Genomic DNA, 17,821 nt, shown 5'->3' with positions numbered 1-17,821 from the left:
GGTTGAGATCGACTGACATGGGGTCAGGCACGATTGAGACGCCCTTCCGGCAGGGGCTGGTGCGGCTTAAAAGTTGTTCCAGCCCCGCGTCATTCCCGCTATGCAGGCCTTCAGGGACTTTCTAGTTTCTGCATTCTGATTTGAAGGGCGAACCTGCAGCGATGTCCGATCCGGCCGACACTCCCCAAGACATGGCGATCCTCTCGGTCGAAACGGTCAGCCGCATGCCCCAGCAGGGCCGCAGCAAGGCCTCGCTTGAACGCATGCTCGCAGCGGCCCGCGAATTGATGATCGAGCGCGGCAACGAGGACTTCACGCTGCAGGAAGTCAGCAAGCGTGGCAATGTATCGATTGGTTCGATCTACCTGCGCTTTGAAAGCAAGGACAACCTGGTGCGCGCCGTGCTTGGCCAGGGATTGGCCCTGCTGGCCGAGGCGGAAGACATGATGCTGGGCGTGCTGAGCGCCGAATGCACCACCCTGGCCGATTTCGTGCCCCGCTATGTCGAGGCCTATGCCGAAGTGCTGCGATCGAATGCGCCGCTGCTGCGCCTGTCGATGCTGCGCGCCGCCAACGATCCGCAGGTGGCAGAACCGGGCAAGCAGACGGCGGCATTCTCGCTGGACCGCACCATCGCGACGATGCTTCGCTACGCCCCCGAATTTGGCGGCTCCGACCATGAACTGCGCGCCAGTTCAGCCTACCACATCATCTTCGCCACACTGGCCCGCCAGCTGAGCCTGGGATCGACCGGGGAATCGGTAACCAACTATGATTGGGGCCAGCTGAAGCGCGAACTGGGCCGTATGTGCCTGGCCTATCTCACCGCCCCTTGAGGCCCCTGCCCCCACGCCAATTATTCTGAACTTCGGCTGACCCGGTTTGCCGATGCTTTGCGCCTTTGTTCTTGAGGGCTGTCCCGAGCGGGACGGTCGCAAGCGGCAGAGGAGCGCCAAGCATGACGATCGTCCACATGAACACGCTGGAAACCGGGCAGGACACCCAGATCGATGCAGGCGCAAATGCGGACCTGCTGGTGCGGGTGGCGGGCAACGGGCAGTGGATCTCGACCCTGTCCGATGCGGGCGTCCGCACCACGATCATCGCAAACTACGTTGATCCGCACTTCTCATACGGCAACCTCGAACGGCTGACCAACGGCGGCTTCGTGCTCTTCTCTGATGAAGGGCCTTATGGCCGTGGCGTCCGGCTGCAGACGTTCTCGGCAAGTGGCGTCGCCACGAGCGGGCCGATCCAGCCCAATGCCGAGCAGGGTGGCGATGCCGCGTCGGGCATCGGTTATTCGGTCACTCCAACCAAGAACGGCGGCTTCTTCGTCGCCTATGGCTCGGACTTCGCTGGTGCGAGCCTGCTCCCGGTGAACTACCTCGATGGCCTGGGACACCCCGCAACCTACAACTCCTATGAATACATGGATGTGCGCACGCGCTATTTCAGCGGCAAGGGCGCGGCCGTGGCCCCTTCTGTCGCAGCATCGACCGAAACCTATGCATACAGCAGCACGAGCACGTCCTACCTCACCGGCGCGCAATCCATCCGCGATACCGCCACGCTAACGGGCGGGCAGGTTGCGTTTGCATACTTCTCGGACATCGCGATCCAGCAGTCGGTCGGCGGGTTCAACACGCAGGGTCACCTGCTGGTGCAGGTTTCAACCGGAAAAGGCGCAGCACTGACACCGGTGGTGGTCGACCAGAACGCCTTCTACGCTGGCAACGATGGCGGCTTTGACGGGCTGAGCCGCATCAACGCGGATAATGGCGCCAATATCGTCGCCTTGCCGGGTGGTGGCTTTGCCGTGGTCTGGACCGAATACAGCTACGTTGCCGACGGGAGCGTGTTCGGCGGCAAGGCATTCAGCGGCTACAACACGATGATCCGCTATTTCGCCGCCAATGGCGCGGCCACCAGCGATGCCATGCTGCTGTTTCATCGCGGCACCGACATCGGCAACATCACCAAGTTCGTCTGGGCCGATGCCCTGCCCGATGGCCGCATCGCCGTTGCCTGGCAGGATGGCGTGTATGGCGTCAACGGCACCAGCCTCGCCGATGCCTATCTCGGCATCGTGACCGCCGGCGGTTCCAGCATGGAAACGACGCGCATCAATCCCGATGCCGCCACGCCCGGGAAGTTTTTCGGCATCAATGACCTTGCGGTGAGGACCGACGGCACCATCGACGTGGTCTACAACAACGCCCGCGCGCGCAGCGATGGGTCAGGCGGCGCCGTCAACACGACGGTGATCGAACGTTTTTCAACCGGAGCAGGCGTGACCGGTGAGACCTTTGGCGGCAGCGCCACCGCAGACAACCACACGGGTGGCGCAGGAAATGACCTGATCACCGGCTGGGATGGAAACGATACGATGGGCGGCGGGGACGGCAACGACCGGCTTGAAGGCGGATTTGGCGACGATGCGCTGACTGGCGGCATTGGTATCGACACGCTCGCCGGGGGCGAAGGCAACGATACCTTGACCGGTGGGACAGGCGCAGACGTGCTTTCGGGTGGCAACGGCAGCGATACCGCCAGCTATGCCCAAAGCGCCACCAAGGTCTCCATCAGCCTTGCGAACGCAACCTCGCAGTTCGGCGATGCCGAAGGCGATACGTTCTACAGCGTCGAGAACCTGACCGGCAGCGCCTTTGCCGATCGACTGGCCGGGGATGCAGGAGTGAATATCCTGACCGGCCTTGCCGGCAGCGACATTCTTGATGGGCGCGGTGGGGCTGACACGATGATCGGCGGCCTTGGCAACGATTTCTATCTGGTCACCGAAACCGATGACCGGATCGTTGAAGCGGCTGGCGAAGGACGGGACACGGTCAAGTCCACGGTCGATTACACCCTCTCCGACAATATCGAGACGCTGGTCCTTACCGGCGCAGGCTATCGCGCGACCGGCAATGCCAGCGCCAACCAGCTGCGCGGCAACGGCTCCTACAATGAACTGCGCGGCATGGATGGCAACGACAAGCTGGATGGCATGGGCGGCGCGGACTACATGGCCGGTGGCCAGGGCAACGACAGGTATGTGGTCGATAACACTGGCGACACCTGCAACGAGAACACCGGTGAAGGGCGCGATACGGTTCAGTCCAGCGTAACCTACACGCTTTCAGCCAACCTGGAACTGCTGGTGCTGAAGGGCAATGCCGCGATCGACGGCACCGGCAACGAGCTGGACAACACCCTGACCGGCAATGCCGCGGCCAATGTGCTGACCGGCAGGGCGGGGAACGATGCGCTGGTGGGGGGCAACGGCGATGACGTGCTGAGCGGCGGTGCGGGCAACGATACGCTGACCGGTGGCGCAGGGACCGATACCTTCCGCTTCGCAGGCGTTAACGTGGCCGATGCCGGGCGCGACCAGATCATCGACTTCTTACATGGTGAGGACGTTCTGTCGTTCGAGCGCTACTACTACGGCGGCGTGGGCGCCAACGGGGCACTCGATCCATCGCACTTCGTGCTGGGCACCAAGGCGGGCGATGCCGATGACCGAATGATCTATGACAAGGCCACCGGCAACCTGTGGTACGATGCCGACGGCACGGGATCGCAGGCGCAGATCCGCATCGCCGTTCTGGCTGGGCACCCGGACCTGGCCGCTTCCGACCTTATCTTTACCTGACGATGCCGATCGGCCGGGCCGTGGCCATCACCGTTGCCAATCGGGCGAGCCTGCCCCTATCCTGCATCACAGGAAAGGGGACGGGCGATGCCGGGCAGCGGCGGGAACGCGGACAAGACCCGCGGCGACAGCACAGGGGCGCAGCCCCCCGTGACGCGCGATGCGATGCTTGCGGCGGTGTACGACGAGCTGCGACAGGCAGCGGCGCGCCTGCTGCGGCGCGAGGCCGCGTTCCTCACCATGCAGCCAACCGAACTGGTGAACGAGGCGGCCCTGCGCGTGCTGAAGCTGGACCGCATTGAATGGGCGGACCAGCGCCATGTATTTGCCACGGGCGCACGCATCCTGCGTCAGGCGATGATCGACGCCATTCGCCAGCGTCGGTCGCGCAAGCGACAGGTGCCCGATGCCATGACCATTGCCGGCGGGCCGGGCGAGCCCGCTTACGATGTGGAGGCGCTGGATGCCGCCCTCACCCGGCTGGAACAGGCATCGCCCGATCTGGCCGCGCTGGTGGAACTGCGCTTCTTCGTCGGCCTTTCGGTGCCGGAAGTGGCGGCGCTGTGGGACGAATCCGAAAGCACGGTGAAGCGCCGATGGAAAGCCGCGCGCCTGTGGCTGGCGGCCGAACTGCGCGATCCGTGACGCCTGGCCGATGACGGATGCCCGGGCCCTGGAAATCGTGGAGATGGCGCTCGGCGAGCCGGACCCCGCCGTGCGCGCGCACAAGGTGGCGCAGGCCTGTGGCAGCGACGAAGCCCTGCGGGCGCGGGTGGAGCAGCTTCTGGCGATGGAGAGCACCGAAGCGGAGTTCCCCTTTACCGAGAGCTTCGTGCGCGCCTTTGCGCTGGACGATGTGATTGCGGAACGCATCGGAGCGTGGCGGGTAACCGGGCAGATCGCGCGTGGGGGCATGGGCACGGTGGTGCGTGCCGAACGCGCCGATGGCCTGTTTCGGCAGGATGTGGCCATCAAGCTGATCCGGCGCGATATCGCCAGCGATGCGGCCCGGCTGAGGTTTGCGGAAGAACGCCGGATCCTCGCCCGGCTGAGCCACCCCGCGATTGTCCGCATCGTCGATGGCGGAGAGCATGTCGACCATCCCTGGCTGGCGATGGATTTTGTGGATGGGCTGCCGATCACGCAGGGCCTCGAAGCAAAAAATGCCAGCCGAAGCGAGCGGATGGCGGCCTTTCGCACGGTGTGCGAGGCGGTTGCCCACGCCCACCGCGCGCTGGTGGTGCATGCCGATATCAAGCCCAGCAACGTGATGCTGGATCGGGATGGACAGGTGCACCTGCTGGATTTCGGCATCGCGCGGCTGATCGACGATCTGGATGCCGAGACAGCGGGTGCGCGCAGCCTTTCCACCGAACCAAGCCCACTGACCCGCGCCTATGCCGCGCCGGAACGCGCAGGCGGTGCAGCACCGACCGTTTCCGGCGATGTGTTTTCGCTGGGCATGCTCTTTGCGGAAATCATGGCGGGCAGGTCTCCGGTGGGGGACCTGCCGCGCGAGACGGGCACGATGCTGCCGTGCGGCTGGCTGGAAGGTGACCTTGGCGCCATTGCCCGCCGCGCGCTGGCCATCGCACCGGAGCATCGCTATCCAGACGTGACCGCGCTGATCGAAGACCTGCGCCGGCTCGACCAGCAACTCCCGCTCGCTGCTTTGAGCGGTGCAGGCTGGACCTATCACAGCCGGCTGTTCATGCGCCGTCATGCCGCTGGCCTTGCCGTGGCCACGGCGCTGTTCGTGGCGCTGGCCGGGGCTGCTGCGACGTCGACCGTTTTCTACCTGCGTGCCGAAGCAGAGCGGACGGAGGCTGATGCCCGGTTTGCCGACGCCCGCGCAGTCGCACGGGCGTTGATCGAGCGCGTGCTGCCGCGCCTGGAGACGATACCCGGATCGCTGCGCGTCCAGGCCGAGACGGCAGCGGTGGCGCAGGTCTATCTCGAGCGGCTGGCCGAAAGTCCGCACGCGACCGATCCCGTTCGCATCGAGGCGGCAGACGGACTGCTGCGCCTCGCCCGGTTTCAGGCGCGCGCGGGCAGCCCGAACCTTGCCCAGCCACAGCAGGCGGCGCGCAACCTTGATCGCGCGCGGACGCTTCTGGCTCCGTTGCAGCAAGTCGAGGCGCGAGAACTGCTGGCGCGCGTTCACTTTGACAGGGCCTGGCTCGATCTGTGGAAGCTGGGCGATCAAAAGGGTGCAGAACTGGCGACCGCGCGCGGCGTTTCCATCTATGCCACGCTCAGCAATCCAACACGCACCATGCAGTTGGCCCGGATGCAGGCCATTGCCGAACTGGCATCATGGCAGGGTGACTTCGCAACCGAGCGGCGCAACGGCGAAGCGGGCCTTGCGCTGATCGGCGCTCCCCAATCGGCCGATGAAGCGCTCATGCGCTTTCGCTTTGCGGGGTATCGGGCGGAAAGCATCTACCAGACCGAAGGAGCGAAGGCGGCGCTGCCGTTCTATGCCGAACGTGCGGCCATGGTGGAAGATTTTGCCCATGCTGGCGTGCCGCAGGGCAAGCTGCTGAGTTCACGGACCATAGCCTGGCACGATCTGGCGAGCACGCATCTGGAACTGGGAAACCTGACAGAGGCACGCGCGGGGCTGGCGCGCGCGCGCGCGGCGGCCGATGCGGCTGTGGCGCGCGATGTGGAAGATGCCGAGGCGGTCCGCCGGTTGCGCGTGATCCGCAACGCGCAGGCACAGGTCTTGGCCCGTGCGGGTGAGATCGGGCCGGCGTTGGCGCAATTCGCGGCGGTGCGGGCCGATGATGCGCGGCTGCTGCGGCAATCACCTTCGCCCGAGCGGGCGCGCGACCTGGCCTATGACCACACCCTGATCGGCGAGGCGCTGGACCATGCGGGACGCAGGGATGCCGCCTGCGCCGCCGACGGGGAAACCGCCGCGCTCTATGCCGAGCTTTCACGCAAGGGCATGCTCACCGCTTTCGATCGCGCCACCAACCTGCGCGAGGTGGAAAAGCGCATCGCCCGCAATTGCCCACGCTGATCAGAGCAGGAAGTCCCCCGCAACCATCACGGGCGCACCATCCAGGCGGATCGCAAAGTCGGCCACGCCATCGCCGTTGGTGTCGCCATACACGAAGGTGCTGGTTGCGCCGACCACCGCGCGCAGTTCCCCGGCGTGGTTGCCGAAAGCCGCACCGCCGATGAAGGTGAAGGCCTGGTCGCCTGCCGCCCCGGTGTTGGCGTCGATGCCGCGCAGATCGATATGGTCGCCTTCGGCGCTTTTGAAGTCCAGGATGCGCTCGGGCGTGGCCTTGCTTGATCCCGCCACGCCGGCCGAGGTGAAGATGAACAGGTCACCACCTGTGCCGCCCTGCAGCAGGTCTATCCCCTCCCCGCCGTCAAGCCGGTCAGACCCGGTTCCGCCGCGCAGGGTATCATTGCCGCCGGCGCCGTTCAGCACGTCGGTGCCGTCGTTGCCGCTCAGGGTGTTCGCCGCATTGTTGCCTGACATGGTGTTGCCCAGCGCGTTGCCGGAGCCGTTGATGGCCGACGTGCCGGTGAGCGCCAGCTTCTCGATATTGTCGGACAGGGTGAAGCTGGCCGAGGCACGAACCGTATCGTTCCCCTCTGCCGCCAATTCGCGCACGCGGTCGCTGCTGCTGTCGACGATGTAGGTGTCGTCGCCCGTGCCACCAAGCATGACGTCGGCCCCGCCAAGTCCGTCCAGAGTATCCGCCCCATCGAACCCCTTGAGCACGTTGGCAGCCGAATTGCCGGTGAGCACGTTGTCCAGCGTATTACCGGTGCCATTGATGGCGGCGATGCCTGAAAGCGTCAGGTCCTCAAGATTGGAGCCCAGCCGCCAGGCGACATCGCTGATCACCCGGTCGAAACCTTCACCGGCCTTTTCGGTGATGATGTCGTCGCTCGCATAGACAAAATAGGTGTCATTGCCGGTACCGCCCTTCAGCACATCGTGGCGCACCGGCACAATGCCATTGGACAGCGTGACCGTGGTCTCGAACTGCGAAGGACCGTTGAAGTTGTTGGTTGAGCCGATCTCCAGGTAATAGGTGCCGGCGTCGAGGTTGGTGAGTTCGAGCGAGGGAAACAGGCTGAAGCCCGAATTGTCGGTGGCGATCACGTTGCCTTGGCTATCATAGAGCGTGAGCGAATAGGACGCGATCTCCGTCCCTCCGAAAAACTGGTTCAGTTCAACCGAAAGGAATGATCCCTCCGTAGCGGTGAACGCAAAGTAGTCGTCGGTGTTGAAGTGATCACTGCCGTCGGTCAGTTGGTCGATCTGCACGAACGGGAGCGTCCCGTTGGGCCCTTGGGTGAACTTGCCATCGAGCGAAACGGCAGTCCCGAAATCGAAGCCGCCAGCGGTAACCACAGGCTCGCGCGACTGGCGCGGGCCTGTTCCTGCATCCAGAATATCGTCGCCCGCTCCGCCAACCAGCGTGTCTGCGCCCAGCCCGCCCTTCAGCACATCGTTGCCGCTGTTGCCGCGGAGCGAGTCGTTGTAGATCGAACCGCTGATCTGGAAGGCTTCAATACCGCTGTAACTGATCGATGGACTGGCAATCGTGCGATCGCCTGGCGATGGCAGGATGAAGGAGAAACCGGGAATCTGCCGGCTGAAATCGAGAACGAGTGTATCGAACCCTGTCCCGCCGACTATCGTCGTCCCCGGACTGCCTGCCGGCCCCGCCACAACCTTGATGGTATCATTGCCGGTCCCAGCATCGATGAAATCGTTCGCACCAATGGTGATCGTGTCATTCCCTGCGCCGCCAATGATCACATCGGCCCGGCCCGAACCGGTTATCGTATCGTTGCCGTCCCCGCCGAAAACCTTGAGCGGGCCGAGCGCGCCGGTGACGATATCGTCGCCACCGCCCGCATTGATCGTCTGCGGCGCGTCGGTGCCGGCGATGGCGTCGGCACCGCTCGTGCCGTTCACCACTATCAGATCGCGCAGGTCATAGATGAGCGTGCCACCGGCGGTATTCGAAATCACGGCCCCGGTGCCCAGATCAAGGCCGCCCGTGGTCAATGCCCCGCGCACCTCGATATGATCGGCATATATGTAAATCTCGGCCACGTTGGAGCCGGTGAATGTGTTGGTGAAATAGATCTCGGTATGGTCGGACTTGATACCGAGGAATATTTCATCCGCCGTGCCAATGAAGCCGACCGCGATGTATCGCCCCGGAAACAGGTTCATGTCAGTGCTGCCATCGGCTGCACTCATGAAATCGATCTGCTCCTGCGTCACCGCCCCCAGCGAGACGACGCCATTGCCCCACAACACAAGATCCTGGGTGCTGGTGTGCAGGTCGCTGTAGAACGGTGTGGAAATACCGGGATAGTCAGAGTCATCGCCGCCGCCTGGCGAAACAACGACATAGTCCGCATCGTGAGAAATCGTGGCGTCTGCGGGCAGCGCTGCCTCGTAGTACGTCCGGTAGATCCAGCTGCCATCCTGGTCGATCGCCGCGCGCCTGCTTCTGCCCACCGAAAGTCCCCGTTAACCAACCGAATCCGCTGTTCGATTGAATTCTTTCATGTTTCGCGTAACACGACTAGCCAATCCGGACTGTGCCTTTTCGCATAAGGGCGTCATTCCGGAACAGTTCGAGCATCGGGGGATGCCGGAAGGATGCAGGGGGCCAAGCACTGAAATACAGCGCCTTCATAAGCTATAACCACAGGGACAAGCGCGAGGCCATTCGCCTGCACCGCGCGCTGGAACGCTATGTCGTGCCCAAGCGCCTCCGCGGGCGCGATTCTCCCCTTGGTCTGCTGCAGAAGCGCTTGCCCCCGTTCTTCCGCGATCGCGACGAGCTCGCCTCATCATCTGACCTTGCCGCCGCTGTGCGAGAGGGGCTGGAGCAATCCGCCTTCCTGATCGTGATCTGTTCGCCAAACTCGGCCGCCTCGCGCTGGGTGAACGAGGAAATCCGCACCTTCGTGGCCATGGGGCGGCGCGATCGCATCCGGCTTATCGTGGTGGATGGCGAACCACTTTCGCCCGATCCTGCGCGCAACTGCATCCCCCCAGCGATCCTCGAAGGCGCAGAGGGCGAACCGCTGGCCGCCGATGCCCGCCCCGGGCAGGACGGGCGCGAAGGTGCGCGGCTGAAGGTCCTCGCCGCGCTGCTTGGCGTACCCTATGACGAACTGCGCCAGCGCGAGGCGCAGCGCCGGCATCGCCGCCTTGCGATTGTCGCGGCAGCTTCGACCCTCGGCTTTGCGGTGACCACCGGCCTTGCCATTGCCGCTGTCATCGCGCGGCAGCAGGCCGAAGAGGCCCGCCGCATCGCAGAGGCCCGGACCATGACCGCCGAACGCACGCTCGGCTTCGTGAAAGGCATGTTCCGCGTTTCCGATCCATCCGTGGCCCAGGGTGAAGGCGACAAGATCACCGCGCGCGAGGTGGTGGACCGTGGTGCACGCATGATGGAAACCGGGCTGGACAAGGAGCCTGCGGCCAAGGCCGACCTCGGCGTGACGCTGGCCGAAGTCTACAACGCGCTGGGGCTGTATGATCGCGGCTATGCCATCGTGGCGGGTACGCTGAAGCTGCCCCATGGCCAGCCCGACGTTCATGTCCGGCAATGGACCACGCTGGCCGAAACGCAGGCGCAACTTGGCCAGACCGCGCTGGCGATCGAGAACTTCCGTCGGGCCAGCACGCTGTTGAACCACCCCGGGGTTACCCCGTCCATGCGGTCGCACGTCCTTTTCAGCCTGGGGCAGGCGCTGTCGGGTGATGGCGAGGAAGCCAGGGGTGACGATCTGATGCGAGAGGCGCTGGCCATCGACCGCGCGCTGAAAGAGGAAGGTCGCGCCGACGCGGCGCGCGATCTTGAAGGGCTTGGCTACAACGCGTTCTATGCCGGTCGCCATGCTGAGGCGCGCAGGCTGGTGACCGAAGCCCTCGCAATCCGTACCGAAGTGGAAGGCCCGAACAGCCCAAGCGTGACCGACAACCGCAACATGCTGGCCAACGTGGCCTATGCCGAGGGCGACCTGAAAGGCGCCGAAGCGCTCTATCGCGGCAACCTGGCTCGCGATGAGCGCGTGCTTGGGCCGATGCACCCCGATCTCGGCATAACGCTCAACAACCTTGCCCGCATGCTGATCGACCAGCGCCGTTTCGATGAGGCCGCGCCTTTGCTCGAACGCGCGATCATCCTGGTGGAGCGCCAGCGTGGCAAGGAAGCCGACGATCTTGTCTATTTCACTTCCAACCTCGCCCTAGTCCGCGCTGCGCAGGGCCGCATGGCAGAGGCCGATGCACTGTTCGGCCGGGCGGCCGGCATTGCCCGCAAGGTCGATCACCCGATGCTCGGCCCCGTGCTGACCGACCGCGCAGCCTTGTGGTGCCGCATGGGCCACACCGCAGAAGGACTGGCCCTGACCTCAGAGGCTGCCAAGGCCGTGGCCCGCGATCATGCCGACACCGCCTGGCGCGTTGCCTGGGTGGAGAATGTGCGGGGCGGCTGCCTGATCGCTGGAGGACGCAGGCCGGAGGGGATGGCGCTCGTAAGAAAGAGCCTGCCCTCACTTGAAAAGCGCTGGGCAGCAAACACGATGATCGGCGCCGCCGCACGCAGCCGCCTGACCGGAGCAGCGCGATGACAACGACAGCCCGATTGCAGGATGCGCGCGGTGCGCTGGCGCGGGGAGACCTGATCGCGGCCTATGACCTCGCCACCGCCGAGGGCGAGCCCGAAGACCGCGATCTTGCGTATTTTGAAGTGCGCGCGCTGGCCGGCCTTGGTGATTGGCGCAACGCACTGCGCCGCTATCGCGCAGCCGGAATCGCCGAACGGGGCGATGTGGACAGCCGCGCGTTGGAAGGGCGCATCCTGAAGGACGCAGCCTTTGCCGCAGCGCCCGCCGATCAACCAGCGCGCTTTGCGGAGGCAAGCGAGGCCTACGCTGCCGCCATCGGCGGACCGGACGATTTCTATGCGCCCATAAACGCCGCCGCCACTGCGGCGCTTGCCGGCGATCCGGCCCGCGCCGCTGACTATGCGCAGCGCGCCCTCGCCGCCCTGCAACCTGTGGCAAGACCCGATTACTGGGCACAGGCCACGCGGGCGGAGGCCCTATTGCTTCTGGGTCGCGTGACCGAGGCCGAAGATGCATTGCGGGCCGCGCCCGACTTGGCCGGGTCGAGCGTGACTGCCCGGGCCTCCACGTACCGCCAGCTTTCAGCGCTGGCGGCGAAGCAGGGGGTGACGGTGGACCTTTCCGCCATCCGCCCACCGCGCACCGCGCATTTCTGCGGCCACATGTTCCGGATCGATCCCGCAGCGGAAGCCCGTATTGCGCAGGAGTCGGCCGATGCGATCGCGCGGGAAGGCATCGGATGGGCCTTTGGCGCGCTTGCCAGCGGGGCCGACATTGTCATTGCCGAAGCCTGCCTTGCCGCAGGCGTGGAACTGCACGCCGTGCTTCCGTTCGACGAGGACGACTTCATTGCCGCCTCGGTCCTTCCCGCAGGTGCGGAGTGGCTTGACCGCTACAGGCGCTGCCGAGACGCGGCCAGCCGGACCTATGCCGCCTCCGCCATGCGCTATGTGGTGGACCCAAACCAGTTCGCCTTTGGCAGCGAAGTCGCCATGGGCCTTGCCCGCCTGCGCGCGGCGCAGGTGGGCAGCGAGGCGGTGCAGCTGGCAGTTTGGGATGGCGTGCCCTCGCACGGGGTCGCCGGCACCGGCGCCGACGTCGCGCGCTGGAAGGCGAGCGGCGGGCGCAGCGTGATCATCGATGGCGCGGGGCTTCCGCGCCCCAATGCCGCCAGCGCCTTTCCCGCACCGCCCCAAGCCGATGCGCCACGCGCCCTGCGGATCATGGTGTTTACCGACTTCAAGGGTTTTTCAGGCCTGCCCGAAGCCTCCGTGCCCGCATTCTGGCGCGGGGTAATGGGGCGTTGCGCCGATGTGCTGGCGCCCTTCAGCAGCCGCATAACTTCACGCAACACCTGGGGTGATGCGCTCTATCTTTCCTTCGACGAGGTGACGACCGCCGCCGAGGCGCTGGTCAGCCTGAGCGAGGCCATGGCCGCGCTGGATCTTGCGGAACTGGGCCTGCCGGCTGGCGGCGGCATGCGCATCGCCGCGCATTTCGGCGCAGTCTATGAAGTGGAAGACCCGGTCACGAACGCCGCCAACTACTATGGCAGCGAGGTGAGCCGCGCCGCCCGCGTAGAGCCGGTCACTCCACCAGCGCAGGTTTGGCTTACCGAGCCTATGGCCGCCGCCGTGGCGCTAAACGCGCCAGATCGCTTCGCCTGCCGCTATGTCGGCCGGATTGCGCTGGCCAAGAACCACGGCACGGAACGGATCTACCGGCTGGAACGGGTGGCGGGCTGATGCCGGCGTCGATTGCCGGAACCAGCGCCGCACGGTGCTAGGCTGGCCGTGACAGGGTGCGCGACACCGCATCGTGCCAGCCTGCAACCAGCCCCTGTCGCTTTGCCGCATCCATCACGGGCACGAAGCGGCGGCTGCAGGTCCAGGTCGCGGCCAGGTCGTCCAGGCCCGACCACACCCCAGTCGCCAGTCCGGCGAAGAACGCCGCCCCCAACGCGGTCGTTTCGAGATGCGCAGGGCGCTCCACCGTGGTTTCCAGCAGGTCCGCCAGGAACTGGCACAGCCAGTCGTTGGCCGCCATGCCGCCATCCACACGCAAAGCCGCGGGATAGCGTGCGCCATCGGCCTCCATGGTGCGGGCAAGGTCCAGCGTCTGGTATCCCACCGCTTCCAGAGCGGCGCGCGCCAGGTGCGCCTGGGTGCTGCCGAGCGTGAGGCCAAAGATCGCGCCGCGCGCATCCGGATCCCAATGCGGCGCGCCGAGCCCGGCAAAGGCGGGCACCATGTAAACCCCGTGGCTGTCGGGCACCTGGGTCGCCATGTCATCGGTATCACGCGCATGGGTGATCACGCCGATGCCGTCGCGCAGCCATTTCACCGCCGCGCCCGCAACGAAGATCGAACCCTCCAGCGCATAGGTCATCCGGCCGCCGAGGCGATAGGCCGGGGTGGTGAGCAGGCGGTTGTGCGAGGTGAAGGCGGTCTCACCCGTGTTGAGCAGCATGAAGCAGCCGGTACCATAGGTGGACTTGGCTTCGCCCGCGCCGAAGCAGGCCTGCCCGAACAGCGCCGCCTGCTGGTCGCCCGCCATGCCGGCGATCGGGATCGGCGCATCGAACAGGCCGGGCGCGGTCGTGCCGAATTCGTGCGCGTTGTCATGCACCTGCGGCAGGATCTGCAGCGGCACGCGCAGCAGGCGGCAAAGGTCTTCGTCCCAGCACTGACGGTGAATGTCATAAAGCATGGTGCGCCCGGCGTTGGTCACATCGGTGGCGTGAACCCTTCCCCCGGTGAAACGCCAGAGCAGAAAGCTGTCGATCGTGCCGAAGGCCAGCTCGCCTCGCTCCGCCCGCGCCCGCGCGCCGGGCACATGGTCCAGCATCCACGCCACTTTGGTGCCGGAAAAATAGGGATCGATCAGCAGCCCGGTCCGCGCGCCGACCAGCGGTTCGGCTCCATCGGATTTCAGAGCCTGGCACACATCGGCGGTGCGGCGATCCTGCCAGACGATGGCACGGTGGATCGGCTCTCCGGTGGCGCGGTCCCAGATCACCGCCGTCTCGCGCTGGTTGGTTATGCCGATGGCGGCCACCTGCCGGGCGGAAAGGCCCGCCTTGGCCAGCGCTTCACGCGCGGTGCCGAGAACATCGCGCCAGATGTCCTCAGGATCATGCTCCACCCAGCCCGGCTGCGGGTAATGCTGCGCGAATTCCGCCTGCGCGGTCGCCACCGGCCGCGCTTGACCGTTGAACACGATGGCACGCGTGGATGTCGTGCCCTGGTCGATCGCCAGCAGATGTGTCGCCTGGGTCATGGCAGATCCTCCTCGCGTCCCGCTTCTTGCCCGGAACCGTGTTGGCTGCAAGCCGGGTTGGCCCATCTCGTACAGGCATTCGGCTTTGCATTCGTCTCATTTGTCATTGGCTTCGCCGGTTCTTTTGCGCCAGCATGAAGCCGGCAGCGAAGCAGGAACCACACAAACATGCCTTCCCCCGTCGACCCGCCAGAATTCGACCTGTTGATCGTCGGCGGCGGGATCAACGGCGCGGGGATCGCCCGCGATGCGGCGGGGCGCGGGCTTTCGGTGATGTTGGTGGAGCAGGAAGACCTTGCCAGCCACACTTCATCCGCCAGCACCAAACTGATCCACGGCGGGCTGCGCTACCTGGAATACGGCGAGTTCCGGCTGGTGCGTGAATCGTTGATCGAGCGGGAGCGGCTGCTGGGCATGGCACCACACATCATCTGGCCACTGCGCTTTGTGCTGCCGCAGCTCAATTCACCGCGCCCGGCGTGGATGGTGCGGCTCGGCCTGTTCCTCTACGACCACATCGGCGGGCGCAAGATCCTGCCCGCCACGCAGACGGTGAACCTGCATAGCTCGGCCTTCGGCGCAGGGCTGAAGCGCGATGCGCGCAAGGCCTTCGTCTATTCCGACTGCTGGGTTGAGGACAGCCGGCTGGTGGTGCTCAACGCCATGGATGCCGCCGCGCGGGGGGCAACCGTCGCCACCCGCACCCGGCTGGTATCGGCACGGCGCGAAGGCGCCGCCTGGCAGGCGGAACTGGAGGACGCCCAAGGCCGGCGCACGGTGCGCGCGCGCTGTCTGGTCAATGCAGCGGGCCCATGGGTGGAAGACGTGCTGCAACGGACGGCCGGCGCGCGGCAGGATCGCGGCGTGCGGCTGGTCAAGGGCAGCCACATCGTTGTGCCCCGGCTCTACCCAGGCGATCACGCCTTCCTGCTGCAGAACGCGGACAAGCGCGTGGTCTTCGCCATTCCCTACGAGCGCGATTTCACCTTGGTCGGCACCACGGACGAGCCGTGGACCGGGGCACCGGGCAAGGCGGAGATCTCGCCGCACGAAACCGAGTACCTGTGCGCCACGATCTGCGCGTATTTCCAGCAGCAGATCACTCCGGCTGATGTGGTGTGGAGCTATGCCGGCATCCGCCCGCTCTATGATGATCACGCCGCCAGCGCCTCGGCCATCACACGCGATTATGTGCTGGATATCGACACCGCCGATGGGGTCGCGCCCATGCTCAGCGTGTTCGGTGGCAAGATCACCACGTTCCGCAAGCTGGCGGAACATGCGCTGGAAAAACTGGCGCCGTTCTTCCCGCTGGCCAGTGGTGCCTGGACCGGGGGGGCCGCACTGCCCGGCGGCGACATTCCGGGTGGGGACTTTGCCGCTTTCACACGCCGCCTGCAGTCAGACTATCCCGCCCTGCCGAAAAGCCTGCTCCACCGTCTCGCGCGCGCCTATGGGTCCCGCACGACTGATCTGCTGGGCAGGGCTGGCACTGTGCATGATCTCGGCGAGAATTTTGGCGGTGACCTGTTTGCCGCAGAGGTTGACTACCTTGTCGCCCACGAGATGGCACGCAGCGCCGAAGACGTGCTGTGGCGGCGCAGCAAGCTGGGTCTTCATGGCGCTGACCCGCACGCCTTGGCCAACTACATCGATCGCCAATTGGCTTTTCCCATTGGCTGACTACCGGCGCTGTCCAGCTCATGCAGGCTCCACCTTTGCGGAAGGTGAAGCCTCTGGCAGGCCCGGCGCAGCGTGAGGCCTGCCGGAGCTCCTTCAGATTGATCGCATCAATCTTTCAGCCGCGTTGCGTGCCAGGCAATGTGCTGGGCCATGAAGGTGGAGATGAAGTAATAGGAGTGGTCATAACCGGGCTGCATCCGGATCATTGCTGGTTGGCCGGCTTTGCTGCAGGCTTCCTGCAGCAATGAGGTCTTGAGCTGTTCATCGAGGAAGGTGTCAGCCCCGCCCTGGTCAACCAGCAGATCCGGCAGGCGCGCACCATCTTCGAGCAGGGCGCACGCATCGTATTCGCGCCAGGCCATGCGATCGGCCCCCAGATAACCCGCAAGCGCCTTCTCACCCCAGGGGCAGTTCAAAGGACTGACAATCGGGGCAAAGGCGCTGACCGAGCGAAACCGTCCAGGGTTGCGCAAGGCAATGGTCAATGCCCCGTGCCCGCCCATTGAATGGCCCGTGATGCCCTGGCGCCCCATGTCAACCGGAAACTCTTCGGCGATGAGGGCTGGCAGTTCGCGTTCAATGTAGGAGCGCATGCGAAAGTTGGCTGCCCATGGTGACCGGGTTGCATCCACGTAGAAGCCGGCCCCCTTGCCGAAATCGTAGGCCTCGTCATCAGGGACATCGTCCCCTCGGGGGCTGGTGTCAGGGGCAATCAGTATGATCCCGTGTTCAGCGCAGGCAGCGCGGAACTCGCCCTTTTCCGTGACATTCGCATGGGTGCAGGTCAGCCCCGAAAGGTACCAGAGCACTGGCATCGTTGCAGATTCGGCGTGGTCGGGCACAAACACCGAGAAAGTCATTGCCGTGCCCGTCTCTGCCGACTGATGGGTATAGACCCCTTGCGTACCAAAGTGGCTCTTGTTGGAGCTGACCTGTTCCATATGCTGCGGCCTCAGACGAAGGTGTACGAGCAGACCTTGTTGCCGGCCGGATCGCGCAGGTAAGCCGCATAGGCGCCGGGCAGGTGGCCGCGGGCACCCGGAGCACCTTCGCAGGTCCCACCGGCTGCAAGACCGGCAGCGTGGAATGCATCCACGTCGGCCGGCGAGGAAGCGGCAAAACCAAGGGTCACGCCGTTGCCAGAAGGCGCATCGCCGTTGCCAGGCTTCAGCACCAGGAACGCCGGCTTGGTCTTGCCGTAAAGCACAGCAGAATCCCCGAACGGCCCCATGTTCTTGATACCGAGCGGAGCCAGAGCAGCGTCGTAAAAGGCCGTCGACGTTGCAAGATCCTTCGCCCCCAGACAGGCATGCGAAAACACATCGTCGCCCGAAATCACTGGATCAGCCATCATGTTACTCCCTTTTGAATGATCAGAAGACGATGACGCTGCGGATGGACTTTCCGGCGTGCATCAGGTCGAAGGCGGTGTTGATCTCTTCCAGGCCCATGACGTGGGTGATCATGGGATCGATCTCGATCTTGCCGGTCATGTACATGTCGACGATCTTGGGCACGTCGGTGCGGCCCTTGGCGCCGCCGAAGGCGGTGCCGCGCCAGTTGCGG

Annotated in this window: 11 protein-coding genes and 1 pseudogene; 7 read left to right on the top strand and 5 right to left on the bottom strand. The window is 65.1% G+C overall.

Annotated elements, in window-relative coordinates; all coding sequences use genetic code 11:
- The first annotated feature begins 161 nt into the window (after nt 1–161).
- The 4 genes from POM99_RS11475 (at nt 162) to POM99_RS11460 (ending at nt 6,686) form a co-directional block, all read left to right on the top strand.
- The gene (locus POM99_RS11475) at nt 162–836 is read left to right on the top strand and encodes a TetR/AcrR family transcriptional regulator (protein ID WP_277277891.1); all 675 of its coding nucleotides are present in this window, start codon (nt 162–164) and stop codon (nt 834–836) included.
- Between the two features lie 122 nt (nt 837–958).
- The gene (locus POM99_RS11470) at nt 959–3,658 is read left to right on the top strand and encodes a calcium-binding protein (RefSeq protein ID WP_277277890.1); all 2,700 of its coding nucleotides are present in this window, start codon (nt 959–961) and stop codon (nt 3,656–3,658) included.
- Nucleotides 3,659–3,745: 87 nt separating this feature from the next.
- A complete protein-coding gene (locus POM99_RS11465; protein ID WP_277277888.1) occupies nt 3,746–4,303 on the top strand; it encodes an ECF-type sigma factor in 558 nt (185 codons plus the stop codon).
- Between the two features lie 10 nt (nt 4,304–4,313).
- Nucleotides 4,314–6,686, top strand: coding sequence for a protein kinase domain-containing protein (locus POM99_RS11460; RefSeq protein WP_277277886.1), 2,373 nt, complete (start codon nt 4,314–4,316; stop codon nt 6,684–6,686).
- Here the strand turns inward: POM99_RS11460 and POM99_RS11455 are convergent, their stop codons facing one another.
- Nucleotides 6,687–9,167: a pre-peptidase C-terminal domain-containing protein gene (locus POM99_RS11455; protein WP_277277884.1), complete on the bottom strand. Its 2,481-nt coding sequence runs from the start codon at nt 9,165–9,167 to the stop codon at nt 6,687–6,689.
- 83 nt (nt 9,168–9,250) lie between these two features.
- Here POM99_RS11455 and POM99_RS11450 point away from each other — a divergent pair, with 83 nt between their 5' ends.
- Nucleotides 9,251–11,296 (top strand): tetratricopeptide repeat protein, encoded by a 2,046-nt coding sequence (locus POM99_RS11450; protein ID WP_277277882.1) that lies wholly within the window; start codon nt 9,251–9,253, stop codon nt 11,294–11,296.
- Nucleotides 11,293–13,038, top strand: a complete 1,746-nt coding sequence (locus POM99_RS11445; RefSeq protein WP_277277880.1) for a nucleotidyl cyclase domain-containing protein — start codon at nt 11,293–11,295, stop codon at nt 13,036–13,038. Before POM99_RS11450 ends, POM99_RS11445 begins: the two co-directional genes overlap by 4 nt.
- Nucleotides 13,039–13,075: 37 nt before the next feature.
- Here the strand turns inward: POM99_RS11445 and glpK are convergent, their stop codons facing one another.
- Nucleotides 13,076–14,572: a glycerol kinase GlpK gene (gene glpK, locus POM99_RS11440; RefSeq protein ID WP_277277878.1), complete on the bottom strand. Its 1,497-nt coding sequence runs from the start codon at nt 14,570–14,572 to the stop codon at nt 13,076–13,078.
- A gap of 168 nt (nt 14,573–14,740) precedes the next feature.
- On the opposite strand from glpK, the gene glpD reads away from it, so the two are divergent.
- The gene (gene glpD, locus POM99_RS11435) at nt 14,741–16,255 is read left to right on the top strand and encodes a glycerol-3-phosphate dehydrogenase (RefSeq protein ID WP_277277876.1); all 1,515 of its coding nucleotides are present in this window, start codon (nt 14,741–14,743) and stop codon (nt 16,253–16,255) included.
- 107 nt (nt 16,256–16,362) lie between these two features.
- Here the strand turns inward: glpD and fghA are convergent, their stop codons facing one another.
- The 3 genes and pseudogenes from fghA to POM99_RS11420 form a co-directional block, all read right to left on the bottom strand.
- A complete protein-coding gene (gene fghA, locus POM99_RS11430; protein ID WP_277277874.1) occupies nt 16,363–17,196 on the bottom strand; it encodes an S-formylglutathione hydrolase in 834 nt (277 codons plus the stop codon).
- 11 nt (nt 17,197–17,207) lie between these two features.
- A complete protein-coding gene (locus tag POM99_RS11425) occupies nt 17,208–17,606 on the bottom strand; it encodes a VOC family protein (RefSeq protein ID WP_277277872.1) in 399 nt (132 codons plus the stop codon).
- A gap of 22 nt (nt 17,607–17,628) precedes the next feature.
- Nucleotides 17,629–17,821 (bottom strand): annotated as a pseudogene (locus POM99_RS11420) (S-(hydroxymethyl)glutathione dehydrogenase); the annotation flags it as partial.

The organism is Novosphingobium cyanobacteriorum (assembly GCF_029436685.1).
Lineage (GTDB): Bacteria > Pseudomonadota > Alphaproteobacteria > Sphingomonadales > Sphingomonadaceae > Novosphingobium > Novosphingobium cyanobacteriorum.
The sequence above is the reverse complement of the archived record's forward strand: the minus strand, read 5'-3'. Positions and strand labels throughout refer to the sequence as shown.